Here is a 12,153-nt window from a genome sequence, read left to right as displayed (position 1 = left end):
TGCGATGATGCTCTCGATCACGTATTTGTTACTTCATTACGTCCCCTAAAGCACGTTGATTTAATCCATTGACCGGATGGTGGTGTCCGGGTGTGGCACGGCTGCGGCGTGCCGGTAAGGGAAGCAGGCTGCCCGACGGGCTGGTGGCGGGAGCATCGGCGCTTCCTAAACCAGCTCAAAAAAGTGGACGCCGATGCTCCCAGATCTCACTGTACCGTCTTCCCTGGCCGTTCTTCTGGCCGTGTTTCACCGCGCCGACGTTCCAGGTGTTCCGTGCGCTGGCCTGCGGGATGCTCGCCGCGACCGGCCGGCGGACGGTGTGCGGGATGCTCGTGGGCGCGGGGCTGTCGCGGGTGTGGCCGCACGACCGGGCGCACCGGTTCTTCATAGTGATCGCCGGGCTGAGCACGTGAAGCCCCTGGGCGACGAAGCCCGGATCGGCGCGACGATTGAGCCAGGCCCCGGACCGACGCGGCTTGAGGTCGGGTGGCCCAAGGATGCGAATCCCCTGGGCCACCCGATCTCAGAGTCGGCGGGTGAAGTGGAAGGCCGCGATCGTGAAGCCGGTCCGCAGGTAGAGCCGGTGCGCCTCGTAGCGGTGGGTGCCGGCGTCGAGATGGATATGTTCGCAGCCGAGCCGGCGCGCCTCCCGTTCACTCCAGGCGAGCAGCCGGGTGGCGTGCCCCCGCCCCCGCGCCGCCAGGATCGTGGACAGGTCGTCGATGACCAGATGCCGCCCGTAGGCGAGCGAGGTCACCTGCCGGAATCCGACCGCCGCGACCACCCGTCCCAGCTCCCCGTCCCACGACGCGACCAGGCGGTATCCCTCGGGGCGCTGGACCTCGTTGACGAGCTTGACGAACCCGGTGGAGGTCAGATGCGGCCGAAGCTGCCGCATGGGGTCGAACGCCAGCCAGGTACGATCCGCCTCCAGCTCCTCGATCTTCACATACCGTATTCTTGCAGCTTCACCAGGTGAGCCGATGTCCCCGGACGGGTGGAGCGCTCAGAACCAGCCGCGGCGGCGGCCCAGGTGCTCCAGCTGCTGGTGGAGCAGCCCGGCGAGCTGGTGCCGGTCGGTGTCGTGGTGGCCGAGCCGGAACCGGCTGAGCTCGTCGCCGCCGGAGGACAGCAGCCCGCCGCGGCGGTCGGCCTCCAGGACGACGTCCACCCCGGAGCCGTCGACGAGGAAGGTGACTTCCAGTTCGGAGATGCGCCGGGCGTACTCGCCCGACGGCTTCAGCTCGATCTCCTGGTAGAAGGGCAGGTCGGAGCCGTGTAGGCGGCCCTTCTCGACGTCGGCGGACCTGAAGTGGAAGCCGAGGTCACCGAGGGAGGTGAGCACCGCCTCCTGGACGGGCAGCGGGTGCACGTTCACCGCGTCGAGGTCACCCGGGTCCACCGCCCCGGGGATGGCCAGCTTGGTCCGCACCCCGATCTTCATCCCGTGCAGGTGCCACCCGCCGATGTCGGTGATCGGGGTCTGCCACGGCACGGGCAGCTCGAAGCGGCCGCTGATCTGCTGCTCCGGGTGGATAGTGAAGTCGCCGCCGATCTGCTGGGTACCGAAGGTGATCTGCTCGTGCCAGGTCGAGTCGTCGGTCTCGACCTCGACGGTCGCCTCGAGCGTGACGAGGACCTTCTCGATCTTCTGCTCGACCTTGCCGCCGGTAACGGTGGTCAGACCGGTCACGACCTGGCCCGGCAGGGTCTCCGGACGGTCCAGCACGGTCTCGACCTCGGCCCCGCCCACGCCGAGCCGCGACATGAACCGCTTCATCCCCATGGGTGCCCGTCCTCTTCCATTCCCATTCTCGTGTGTGCGTAGGACACGTTCTCACATCCGCAGGACGACCGGACCGCCGGAACCGCTCCCGGGTCGGCAGGGTGACAGCGGGCGGGGCGCGTCAACGGGCCGGTGGCGCGGATGGGGTACGGCGTCCGGCTTCGGGGCGAACCGGTACCATTCCGCTTCGTGACCTGCATCGTCGGGGTACAGCAGGACGGCCGGGTCGTGATCGGTGGGGACAGCGCCGGTGTCGCCGGCTGGTCTATCACTGTCCGTGCGGATACCAAGGTATTTCGTAACAGTGAGTTCATTATGGGGTTCACTGATTCGTTCCGGATGGGCCAGCTGCTCCGCTACAGCCTCGTGCCCCCGGTCCCGCAGGACTGGGATCTCGATCGGTTCATGGCGACGGACTTCATCGCGGTGGTCCGGGACTGCCTGCGCGACGGCGGCTTCGCCCGCAACGACTCCGGCAATGAGAGCGGCGGGCTGTTCCTGGTCGGCGTCCGCGGACACCTCTACCGCATCGACTCGGACTACCAGATCGGCCGCAGCGTGGACGACTACTACGCGGTCGGCAGCGGCGACGAGTACGCCTGCGGCTCGCTGCACAGCACCCGGGGCCTCGACCCGAAACAGCGGGTCCGGATGGCGCTGGAGGCCGCGGCCCACCACTCGACCGGGGTGTGCCCGCCGTTCCACATCATCTCCTCCGACGACATCTCCTCCGACGACGTGACCACCTACGACGCCCCGGACTGACCGGACGCCTCGGACTGACCGGACGCCTCGGACTGGCCGGACAGCGGTCAGCGGTGGAGCCGTTCCGCGGCCAGTGCGGCGAAGGCCGACGTGCCGGCGAGCGGTTCGAAGCGTTGCGCGGCGGCGGTCAACGTGCCGTACTCGTCCTCAGTGAGCGTGATGTCGGCCGCGGCGACGTTGCTCTCCACCTGGGCGACGCTGGACGCCCCCGGGATCGCGACGACCGACGGATGATGGATCGCCCAGGCCAGCGCGATCTGGGCGGGGGTGGCGTCGTGCGTGGCGGCGACCTCGCGTAGGACGTCGAGCAGCGGGGTGGCGCGGGCCAGGTTCTCGGTGAGGAACAGCGGGTTTATCGCGCGGATCCGCCCGGTCGGGCGGTTCGTGACGTCGTAGCGGCCCGAGAGCAGCCCCTGGCTCAGCGGGCTCCAGGCGATCACGACCCGGGACTCCCGGGCGGCGAACGCCAGCAGCTCCTCGCCCCGCCTGCGCCGAACCAGGCTGTACTCGACCTGGTTGGACAGGATGGGCGCGCCGAGCGCCGCCTCGGCGTCCTGCCAGCGGGTCAGCGAGTAGTTGCTGACCCCGACGTCCCCGACGAGGCCGATGGTGCGCAGCGCCGCCATCCCGCGCATCGTCTGGCCGTCCCTGATCACCGGATTGGGCTGGTGGACCTGGTACAGGTCGATGCGGTGCACCCCGAGCCGGTTCGCGCTCGCGACCGCCCGCTGCTCGACGATCGGAGCCAGCGGGAGCACGGGGAACAGCTTCGTCGCCACATACGCCCGGTCCAGCGCGTCCGGGATCCCGGCCAGCGCCGAGCCGAGGATACGTTCGCTGCGCCCCATCCCGTAGATCTCGGCGGAGTCGAACAGTGTCACCCCGAGTTCGAGGGCCCGGCGCACGATGCGCCCGGCCTCGGTGTCGGCGTAGCTCGCCCCGTACCCCCACTCCCTGGACCCGAACTGCCAGGTTCCGAGGCCGATCTTGGATATCTTCTTACTGCTGGCTGTCGTGATGCCCTCGACGTAGCGCATCTGTCCAGTGAACGCCCGACCGTGCCGGGGCGCGAGAGGAGCGTCACCGGTAGCCGCTCCGATGCCGGTGTCGTCGGGGGATCGTCTTGCCCGGGGATCGTCTTGTCCGCGAATCGTCTTGTCCGGGGATCGACAGCGTTCCCGGCGCCGACGTGTTCGGCTGTACCCTCCGGCAGCTGCTAGTTTGCCGGCAGTCCGGTTCGTGCGGATGCGGGCGGGTGCCGGCTGGCCGGTTGGGCACGGTAATGCCGGTAGGTAATGGTTGTGCCGGTCCGTCACGGAACGCCAGGTGGAGGGAGCGTGTTGGTCACCCAGTTCAGTCGAGGGCAGAAGGCGCAGCTGTCGACGATCACCCCGGGCACCGACCTGTACGTCGGGATCCAGATCAATGCGCCGGGGGAGTGGGACATCTCCTGCTTCGGCCTGGACGGCGCCGATCGCCTCACCGACGACCGCTACTTCGTCTTCTTCAACCAGCCGGCGTCGCCGGAGAAGTCCATCCAGCTCCTCGGGCCGCAGGCCGGCGACAGTCAGGCGTTCCGGGTCACCCTTGACCAGATGCCCGCCTCGATCGGCCGGCTGTCGTTCTGCGCCGCCCTCGACGGTGCCGGTAGCGCCTCGGCGATCTCGTCGGGGTACCTGCGGATCGTCGTCGCGGGAACCGAGGTGCTGCGCTACTCCTTCACCGGCGCCGACTTCACCAGCGAGCGCGCCGTGATGATCGCCGACATCTACCGCAAGGGCGTGTGGCGGATCGCCGCCGTGGGCCAGGGGTTCCAGGGGGGACTGGCCGAGCTCATCCGCTCTTACGGCGGTGAGGTCGCCGACGAGGCGCCGCCGCCGGCCCCCGCCCCCGGGTTCGGCGCCCCGCCCGCTGCACCGCCGCCGCCCATGGGCTTCGCGGGTGGGATGCCCGCCACCGGCATGCCGGGTGGGATGCCGCCGACCGGCGCATTCGGCGGACCCGAGATCCTGCCGTCGCAGGCCCGACCTACCCCGCCCGGGGCGATGAACAGCCTGGATCCCTACCGGGAGGTGCCGACCGCCGGTCGGTGGACCCAGCAGAACGGCAAGCTGGTCAAGGTCACCCTCGGTCCGGATGCGTTGGCGCTGCGCGGGTCGATGGTCGCCTACCAGGGCAGCGTCGAGTTCGACTACAAGAGCGGCGGGCTGCGCGGTCTCATCGAGGGCAAGCTGACCGGCCAGAGCCTCAAGCTGATGACCTGCAAGGGCTCGGGTGAGGTCTTCCTCGCCCAGGACGCCGCGGACCTGCATATCGTCGAGCTCGGCAGCTCCTCCCTCTGCATCAACGCGAAGAACCTGCTGGCAATGGACGCCACCGTGCGCACCGAGGTGCGTCGGATCGAGAGCCCCGGCATCCCCGGCGGGGGGTTCTTCCACTTCGAGGTCTCCGGGCCGGGTTCGGTGGTCGTCATGACCAAGGGGTCCCCGATGACTCTCACCGTGCAGGGCCCGACCTTCGCGGACATGAACGCCCTCGTCGCCTGGACCACCGGCATGCGGGTCAGTGCGTCGACTCAGGTCCGGATCTCCCGGCAGATCTACGCCGGCAGTAGCGGCGAGGCACTGGCCCTGCAGTTCATGGGGTTCGCGGGGCACTTCATCGTCGTCCAGCCGTACGAGGTCTGAGGCGTGTCGACCATCCGGGGAGTGTGCCCGGCGGGAGGACCGCTGGGGGAGAGGAGCGGGCCGTGCAGGGCAGCCTGATCCAGCATTACGGACTAACTCCGATCATGGAGCGGATGAGCAGGCACGGCTCGAAGATCGCCAAGGTGGTCATGAACCCGGGTCAGGATCTCTTTGCCCGGGTCGGGTCGATGATTGCCTACGAGGGGCTGATCGACTTCAACCCGCAGCCGCCGCAGCTCGGCCGGATCGCCTCCTCCTGGGCGACGGGTGAGGGCGTTCCGTTCATGACGGCGACCGGCCAGGGGCTGCTGTACCTCGCGGACTATGGCAAGGAGGTCATCGTCGCGCAGCTTGCCGGCGAGGGACTCTCGGTCAACGGCAAGAACATCCTGGCCTTCGACGCCGGGCTGCAGTGGAGCATCGAGCGGGTCCGCGGCATCACCATGCTGTCCGGGATGGGGATGTTCAACGTGGTGCTGCGTGGGCACGGTTGGGTGGCGCTGACCGCCAAGGGCAGTCCGATCGTGCTCGACACCCGGGAAGCGTCGACCTACGTCGACACCGACGCCCTCGTCGCCTACACCGATGGGCTGCGCGTCGAGCCCCGGCGCACCGCCCGGCTTGGCGGGCTCATCGGGCGCGGATCCGGGGAGGCGTTCCAGCTCGGCTTTTCCGGCCAGGGGTTCGTCGTCGTGCAACCGAGCGAGGACGAGCGGCCGACCTTCTCGGTGCGGGGCTGAGGCCGCGATGGCACGGTGGGGGCGGGCGGCCGGATACCGGCGCCGAACGGCGGAGCGCACCGCGGAGAGGACGGGGACGGCGACATGACGCAGGGCGGGATGTACGGCGGCCACCCGAGTGGTCCGCAGGGCAACTATCCCGGCGGTGGTCCGGGCTATCCGCCGGGCCAGGGGACACCCCCCGGTGGCTCCGGTGGTCCCGGTGGGCCGGCCGGCGGCCTCCGCAGCAGTCTCCTGGACAATCCCGAGCGTCCCTCGGACGAGCCGTTCTCCCTACAGAACGGCAAGATGCTCAAGGCGACGCTTGGCGCCCGCGGGATGCGGGAGTTCTACGCCCGCAAAGGCGCGATGGTCGCCTACCAGGGTGCCGCGAACTTCGACGCGCACTGGGAGGGCTGGGGCTCGCGTTTCCGCAGCTTCTTCAGCGGCGGCGAGGGCCTGAACCTCATGCAGGTCTCCGGATCGGGTTCGGTCTTCCTCGCCAACCAGGCGCAGGACATCCACATCCTCGACCTGGTCGGTGACGGGCTCACCGTCGACGGCAAGAACGTGCTCGCCTTCAACGTCGACCTGATCTGGGACCTGGTGCGGGTGGACAGCCAGGTCGGCATCGCCGGTGTCGGGAGTTACCAGGTCGAGCTGCGCGGCAACGGCCGGGTCGCCGTCTGCACGTCCGGGGCGCCGCTGGTCATGCACGTAACGCATCAGAACTACTACTTCGCGGACGCCGACGCGGTCGTCGGATGGTCGTCGAGCCTGCAGGTCTCGATGCAGGCGGCGGTGACGTCCTCGGCCGTGTGGCGACCCCGGGGGAACACCGGGGAGAGCTGGCAGATGCAGTTCACCGGCGAGGGCTTCGTCATCGTGCAGCCCTGCGAGCTACTTCCGCCGTACAACGCGATCGCGGGTGCCGGTCCCGCCGGACAGTTCGGCCTCGGTCAGGGCGGGTTCCAGGGCAACCAGCTCGGCGGTCACGGTGGTCACGGTGGTCACGGCCCAAGCGGCGGTGGCGGCCTAGGCGGTCTGTTCGGTAACCGCTGAGGCGACACCGCCTGCGACGGACGGGCGGCGCGCGGGCTCATCTCGCTCGCTCGACGCCCTCGGCATTCTTGGCGTACCCGGCATTCTTGGCGAACACGTCGGGGGTGCGGACGTGTTCGGGCCGGAATCCGATGCCGATGACCCGCCCGAGCACCCGTCTGATCCGCGGCGCCGCCGTGGCGGTCACCCCATGGGACATCATGGCTGTCACCAGGTTGGACATCCCGGCCCGCACCGCCCCCGTCACCGTTCTTGCCGTCGCGTTCGCCACCGCGTTCGTCATGGGGGCACGCGTGACCCGGCGTGACGGGCTGCCGCCGTGCGCCGGCCGCTCGTCATCACCCAGCAGGCGCACCAGGAAGGCGCCCTGCCGGACCTGGATCATCTGCATGAGCACGACCGGCCAGGTCCGCCGGCGCTGCACCCGCCGCAGCTCGGCCGGCTCGGGCGGCCCGGCCCGCAGCGTCGCGGCCATCAGGTTCGCCGTCGCCACCGCGTCCTGGACGGCGTAGTTCACCCCGACACCGCCCGCCGGGGACATCGCGTGGGCGGCATCGCCGATGCAGAGCAGACCCGGCTGGAACCATCGGCGAAGCCGGTCGACCTGCACCACCAGGGTCTTCACCTGGTCCCAGTCGGTGAGGTCGTCGACGGCACTGGACAGCGCCGGCGCCGCGGCGATGATCCGCGCACGGAACGCCGCCAGCCCGCCGGCCGTCTTCGGCTGCCGCTGCGCCGACCCCTTCCGGACCACCATGCCGCACTGCCAGTAGTCGCGTCGATCCAGGGTGATCAGGGCGTGGCCCTTGCGGAGGTGCGCCAGGGTGAATCCGTCCCCGTTTCCCTCCTCCCCACGCTCGTTCCCCTTTTCCTCCCCATGCCCGTTCCCCTCCTCGTTCCCGTTCCCGTCCCTCGCCGCCCGGCGGCCGCTCGCGGACCCGTCGCCCATGTCTTTCGGCAGCCGGAACCAGAGGACGTCGAAGGGATCGCCGTGCTCCCGCACCGGCAGGCCGGCACGGGACCGCAAGGTCGAGCGCCGGCCGTCGGCAGCCACCGTCAGATCCGCCCGGATCTCGACCTCCCCGAGGGGGCCAGCCGCGCGTACGCCCACGACCCGTCCGTTCGCCCGGACCAGGTCGGTTGCCTCGGTGCTCATCGCCAGGCGGAACGTCGGATAGGCGGCGGCCCGCTCGGCCAGAAACGTGAGAAAGTCCCACTGAGGCATCAGGGCGATGAACGGGCAGGGCGTCCGCAGGTGCCGGAAGTCCACAACGGTCCGGCGCCGGCCCGCCATATCCAAAGCCAGCGTGGCGGCCCGGGTGTGCGGGAGGCGAAGGAAGTCCGTCAGCAGGCCCAACTCCGCCATCACTGCCATCGTGGACGGGTGAATCGTGTCACCGCGGAAGTCACGGGCGAAATCGGCGTGCTTCTCCAGCACGATGACGTCCACCCCCGCGCGGGCCAGCAGCAGACCGAGCATCATCCCCGCCGGCCCACCGCCCGCGATGGCGCATCGGGTGGTCCAGCGCAACGGTGCGGACGGTGTTCCCATGCCGGCTCCCCGGATCCCCCCGGGTCTGCCCCCGCGTCGGCCGCCACCGGGCGGAGCGACCGCGGCGGTCCCCCGGAGCCTGTCGTCCCCGTCGTCCTGCCCGGACGTCCTGCCTGGCATCCTGCCCCGCCGGGGAGATGATCGAACCTGTCGACCTCGTCGCCCGTCAGGACGGGCATCAGGACGGGGGCATCGGGGCGGGAGCGTCGTGGCGAGGGGCGTCGTGGCGAGGGGCGTCAGGCAGGCGACGGGTGGGGCGTGGCAGGGCGGGCGAGCGGGCGAGCAGGACGACCCCGCCCACGACCAGCAGGGCCGCCACCGTGACACCCGTGATAACCCCGGGGGTGTCCGGGGCGGGTACCCCGAAGACGAGCACGGCGAGGGCGTAGGAGACCGTCGGATTGGTGATGTTCATGGCGGTGACGGTCGGTGCGAGCGGACCCACGGCGAACGCCATCTGCCCGAGTACGAGGCTGGCTATCGTGACTCCGCCCAAGGCGTAGGCGAACCAGTGGGTCGCGGTGGTACCGATCCCCTCGTTCAGGGTCTCGTCGGTGGCCTGCTTCATCAGCAGGGCGCTCAGCGCGAAGAACAGCCCGGCGCCGACTCCGAGCATCGCCGCACGCATCGCTGGTCGCCGGCCGCGGGAGAACACCGTCAGTGTCGCCGCGAGGGCAATGATCGCGAGGATGGCCAGCACCAGCCGGTATTCGTCCAGGGGCGCATGGGCGGGGAGGCGTCCCTGGACCGTGAGGAGCAGCGCGAGGCCTACGCAGATCGATGCCGCCGCCCACCATGCTCCCCGCGCCATCCGCAGATGGGTGCGGGCCAGGCCCAGCGGGAGCGCGAACAGTAACTGGGTGACCATGAGGGGCTGCACCTCGGCGAGGGAACCAAGGTGCAGGGCGAGCGCCTGGGTGAAGAACCCGGCGACGTTCGTCAGCCAGCCCAGCAGCCACATAGGCTCGCGTGCCAGGTCGACCAGATGCCCCATCCCGGGCAGCGCGTGCGCCCGGTCGTCACGGGCGGCGAACCGGCTGCGTCCGGCGGCGCGTTGTTGCAGAGCCGCGGACGACGCGAGCAGGAACGCGGCGCACAGGGCCAGCGGGATGAAGAGCAACATGGATCGTTCGGTCCGTCAGGTGGAGCCGGCCTGCGGGGCGGCTGCCGGCGGGCGGCCGGACGGGCCGACGGGATGGCGGCCGCCCCGCGCGGGCGTACTCATCGGGCTGGGTGCCTCGCCGGGGAGCGTCGGAGACAGCAGAGACAGCAGAGACAGCGGGACCGCCGGGACCCGGTGTACGCCGCCGAGCGGCCGGTCGAGCCGCCGTGGTGCATTGCCTGGACCGCGCATGTTGGACACGATGGCCGTAATGTACCGGCCCGGGGAACCGGATGTGGTGTATCCCGGCTGGTGGGCGCCGGTGTGATCCGAGCGGGAACGTCCTGCTCGCTGGGCCTTGGCGTAGCTGTCTCACACCCCCGGTCCACGGAAGCGGGATCGCTCCAGACCGACAGGAGCGCGGCGGTCGGCCGACCGGCCGTAAGCGTTCTACGCCCACGGCGGCAGCGACGCCACCGGCGCCGTGCGCGGCGTCGAGACGATTACCGCCGGGCTGAAGTAGAAACGCCTGCGCGAGTCGTTTTCGCCTGCCATGTGGAAAAGATTTCCGTCGACGACCGGTAGAGTCCGACACGGGTCGGGTGGACGGCCGCCTGCTTGACGTGGCATGGCGGCGATGCAATTTTTTATGACGCCCGGAACCGAATGGGACCGGTGGGACCGGTGCCGTGCGTGTCGTCAATTTCCGCCCCGGGCACGCGGTTTTCTTTCCGCTGCCCGAGCCGATTCGGAGGTGCGCTTGTGCGTCACTCTCTTCGTAGGCTCGCCGTGGGATCCTGCATTGCGAGCACCGTGCTGATCGGAACGTCGCAGATCTCGGTGACCGCGGCGACCGCGGCGACCGCGGCGTCGACGGGGCCGGTACCCGCGCCCGTCCCGGGTTCCGCGGTCGCCGCCGCGGCCGGCGCGGATGGCCTGCGGGACAGGAGTTCCCCAGCCGGTACCACGAAATCCGCGCGGGTGTGTTATTTCGAGACCAGGGGCGACTACGTACACGTCTCCAGTTCCGCTCACGAGGCGTCCGGACACGGCTGGTGGGTCAACATCGACTGCGACGTCACCAGGGCGGTCGTCACCGTCCAACTGCAGGAGTACTACAGCGACGGCACGTGGCGGAACGTCGGCACGGTGGGCCGGTCGACGGTGAAGTCCGGCGGTGGCGCCGGGAACCGGGCGACCGGGCGGGGCCACTGCAGGAGTAGCAGGCTGACGGGGTGGCGTAGCGTCATCGACGTGGATCTGCTCGGCGTACCCGACGACCCGAACAAACTCGTCACGAAGGGTCGGAACATCAGGTGCCGGCGGTAGTACACGAGGGTGACGCGGCCGGGCCCGCCGGCACCCTGTTCGTCTCCCTGTACGGCGAGCTGGCGGTGCACCCGTGGCGGGATTCCTTCGTCGCATCCTCACGCCTCCGGCGGCCTGTGGGGGATGAACGACGCCGGGCAGGACCGGCCGGCCGCCGCCGGGGCGTCGCCGTCCCGTGCCGCCTACGGACACCCGCCGTGGGAAGTCTGTTGCAGGACGTCGGCTGGTTCGCCGACTGCGCCCCGCGGCACAGCACACGGGTGCGGGTGACGGTGGACGGTGGGCAGGACCCGGCCATCCGTTCCGCCGCCCCCGCGATGCTCGACTGGCTGCGTAAACTCGACCAGCACGTCTTCTCGGATGACTCGTTCTCCCCGGCGAACGACGACCATCCGGTGCTGGAATCCGCCGTCGTCGACGAACTGTGGCAGGGACCTGCTCGGACCGGGTTACCTGCCAGGGAGCCCTCGCCGAGTGGACGTTGGGCGCGTTGGGCTGGCTGGCCGCCTTGCTCGCCGAGGCGAGTGCCCGGCACGGGGCCGGCACCCCGCTACTGATGACCGCCACCCGATCGACGAGTCGAACGGGTTGGACTCCCTGGCCGGGGTGACGGCCATCCGGCGCGCCGATATCGTCCGGGTATGGCCATCACCGTGCAGTTTATCGTCGCTATAGTGCTGGAGATCACTGGAACGCTGGCGCTCCGGGAGACCAGCGGGTTCACTCGGCTCTGGCCGACCCTGATGGTCTGTGTCTGCTATCCACTGTCATTTTTTTTCGTGTCTCGAGTATTGCAGCATCTGGAGATCGGTTTCACTTACGCGGTGTGGTCCGCGGCCGGCACCGCGGCCATGGCCGTCATTGGCGCGGCCGCCTTCGGCGAGTCGATGAACGCGGTGAAGATCGCCTCGCTGATCCTCGTCATCGTCGGCGTGGTCGGTCTCCAGTTCGGCGGTGCCCACCGCTGATCGGCTGGTAGCGGGTTCTTCGGTTGGTCAAAGCGCAGGTAGTTATACTAAGAACCGCCATCGCGTTCCGGTGTCGGTTGTGCCTCTGTCTGAGCTGCTGGTAAGGCCGGTGCGGTGGGACGGGGTGCGCGGCGACAAGCCGAAGGGGGGACGGTGAAGGGTAAACATTCACCTGCTTTAGCG

General features: G+C 69.7%; 13 protein-coding genes. 8 read left to right on the top strand and 5 right to left on the bottom strand.

Translation table 11 applies throughout. The annotated features are described in order from the left end of the window. The first annotated feature begins 266 nt into the window (after positions 1-266). The gene (locus AC08OQ_RS10960) at positions 267-413 is read left to right on the top strand and encodes a hypothetical protein (RefSeq protein ID WP_476595613.1); all 147 of its coding nucleotides are present in this window, start codon (positions 267-269) and stop codon (positions 411-413) included. Positions 414-523: 110 nt separating this feature from the next. On the opposite strand, the gene AC08OQ_RS10955 is transcribed toward AC08OQ_RS10960, so the two are convergent. After that, the gene (locus AC08OQ_RS10955; RefSeq protein WP_011437295.1) at positions 524-949 is read right to left on the bottom strand and encodes a GNAT family N-acetyltransferase; all 426 of its coding nucleotides are present in this window, start codon (positions 947-949) and stop codon (positions 524-526) included. A 57-nt stretch (positions 950-1,006) separates the two neighbouring features. Further along, complete coding sequence (locus tag AC08OQ_RS10950; RefSeq protein ID WP_476600618.1) at positions 1,007-1,786, bottom strand: sporulation protein; 780 nt, start codon at positions 1,784-1,786, stop codon at positions 1,007-1,009. Positions 1,787-1,975: 189 nt separating this feature from the next. On the opposite strand from AC08OQ_RS10950, the gene AC08OQ_RS10945 reads away from it, so the two are divergent. Beyond that, positions 1,976-2,551, top strand: a complete 576-nt coding sequence (locus AC08OQ_RS10945) for an Ntn hydrolase family protein (protein ID WP_476592619.1) — start codon at positions 1,976-1,978, stop codon at positions 2,549-2,551. Between the two features lie 47 nt (positions 2,552-2,598). On the opposite strand, the gene AC08OQ_RS10940 is transcribed toward AC08OQ_RS10945, so the two are convergent. After that, positions 2,599-3,588, bottom strand: coding sequence for an aldo/keto reductase (locus AC08OQ_RS10940; protein ID WP_476600620.1), 990 nt, complete (start codon positions 3,586-3,588; stop codon positions 2,599-2,601). Between the two features lie 303 nt (positions 3,589-3,891). On the opposite strand from AC08OQ_RS10940, the gene AC08OQ_RS10935 reads away from it, so the two are divergent. The 3 genes from AC08OQ_RS10935 to AC08OQ_RS10925 all read left to right on the top strand — a co-directional run bounded on the left by AC08OQ_RS10935 (position 3,892) and on the right by AC08OQ_RS10925 (position 7,019). Continuing rightward, positions 3,892-5,238, top strand: coding sequence for a TerD family protein (locus AC08OQ_RS10935; RefSeq protein WP_476600637.1), 1,347 nt, complete (start codon positions 3,892-3,894; stop codon positions 5,236-5,238). Between the two features lie 62 nt (positions 5,239-5,300). Continuing rightward, positions 5,301-5,978: an AIM24 family protein gene (locus tag AC08OQ_RS10930; RefSeq protein WP_476600622.1), complete on the top strand. Its 678-nt coding sequence runs from the start codon at positions 5,301-5,303 to the stop codon at positions 5,976-5,978. 84 nt (positions 5,979-6,062) lie between these two features. Further along, positions 6,063-7,019, top strand: coding sequence for an AIM24 family protein (locus AC08OQ_RS10925; protein ID WP_476600624.1), 957 nt, complete (start codon positions 6,063-6,065; stop codon positions 7,017-7,019). A 37-nt stretch (positions 7,020-7,056) separates the two neighbouring features. On the opposite strand, the gene AC08OQ_RS10920 is transcribed toward AC08OQ_RS10925, so the two are convergent. Beyond that, entirely contained in the window at positions 7,057-8,571 is a 1,515-nt protein-coding gene (locus tag AC08OQ_RS10920; protein ID WP_476600626.1) for an FAD-dependent oxidoreductase, read from the bottom strand. Positions 8,572-8,749: 178 nt separating this feature from the next. After that, a complete protein-coding gene (locus AC08OQ_RS10915) occupies positions 8,750-9,694 on the bottom strand; it encodes a DMT family transporter (protein WP_476600628.1) in 945 nt (314 codons plus the stop codon). A gap of 768 nt (positions 9,695-10,462) precedes the next feature. Between AC08OQ_RS10915 and AC08OQ_RS10910 the strand changes: the two genes are divergently transcribed. The 3 genes from AC08OQ_RS10910 to AC08OQ_RS10900 all read left to right on the top strand — a co-directional run bounded on the left by AC08OQ_RS10910 (position 10,463) and on the right by AC08OQ_RS10900 (position 11,970). Further along, the gene (locus AC08OQ_RS10910) at positions 10,463-11,002 is read left to right on the top strand and encodes a hypothetical protein (RefSeq protein ID WP_462189078.1); all 540 of its coding nucleotides are present in this window, start codon (positions 10,463-10,465) and stop codon (positions 11,000-11,002) included. Beyond that, on the top strand, positions 10,990-11,559 hold the full coding sequence (locus tag AC08OQ_RS10905) for a hypothetical protein (RefSeq protein WP_476600632.1): 570 nt from the start codon (positions 10,990-10,992) through the stop codon (positions 11,557-11,559). The genes AC08OQ_RS10910 and AC08OQ_RS10905 overlap by 13 nt, the downstream gene beginning before the upstream one ends. A gap of 84 nt (positions 11,560-11,643) precedes the next feature. Then, positions 11,644-11,970 (top strand): DMT family transporter, encoded by a 327-nt coding sequence (locus AC08OQ_RS10900; RefSeq protein ID WP_476600634.1) that lies wholly within the window; start codon positions 11,644-11,646, stop codon positions 11,968-11,970. The last annotated feature ends 183 nt before the right edge of the window (positions 11,971-12,153 follow it).

Source organism: Frankia sp. CcCS3 (assembly GCF_977927575.1).
The sequence above is the reverse complement of the archived record's forward strand: the minus strand, read 5'-3'. Positions and strand labels throughout refer to the sequence as shown.